Source organism: Aeromonas cavernicola (assembly GCF_002795305.1).
Taxonomy (GTDB): domain Bacteria; phylum Pseudomonadota; class Gammaproteobacteria; order Enterobacterales; family Aeromonadaceae; genus Aeromonas; species Aeromonas cavernicola.
The window spans coordinates 1-675 of record NZ_PGGC01000299.1; the positions used below are offsets into that span (position 1 = coordinate 1).

Annotated in this window: 1 protein-coding gene; it reads left to right on the top strand. The window is 65.2% G+C overall.

Annotated elements, in window-relative coordinates; genetic code table 11:
* Window positions 1–22: 22 nt before the first annotated feature.
* Window positions 23–675, top strand: a 653-nt coding sequence (locus CUC53_RS18685; protein WP_476692224.1) for an ABC transporter permease family protein, incomplete at its 3' end; no start/stop codon positions are given.

A 675-nucleotide genomic window follows, 5' to 3' on the forward strand; every position in this document is an offset into this window, starting at 1 on the left:
GATGTGTATAAGAGACAGGAATATGGGGAAGGCGGTCAATTATCTGGCGATCTTCGTCATCCCATTGCTGGCAGGACTGTGGCAACTGCTGGCGGAGGGGATGGCCACCGCTCATCTCGCTTTGCTGCTGGCCCAACCAGGCCTCTGGCATTCCGCTGCGCTGAGCCTGTGGATTGGCGCCGCCTCGACCCTCGGCAGCCTGCTGATGACCGCCCTGCTGCTGGCCCACAGCAACAGCCGGGCTTTCGGGCTGCTCCGTCGCCTGCTCTCGCCCATGCTGGCCATGCCCCACGTCGCCTTTGCCATCGGTTTTGCCTTTTTGCTCGCCCCCTCCGGTTGGCTGCTGCGGCTCGTCTCGCCAGCTCTGACCGGGTTTGAACTGCCTCCCGACTGGCAGACCATTCGCGACCCTTGGGGGCTTGGGCTGATTGCACTGCTCGTTTTCAAGGAGACCCCCTTTTTGCTGCTGATGGCGATGGCCGCACAGCAACCCATCCAGCTGGCACGCCAGCAGTGGCTGGGAGCAAGCCTCGGGTTCAGTGCCCCCCAGATCTGGTGGCGCCTGCTGCTGCCGGCGCTGTGGCCCGCCCTGCGCCTACCCATCTATGCAGTGGCGGCCTATGGTGTGGCGGTGGTGGATCTCCCCCAACCGCTCCGGCCCGACACCCCCCCCCC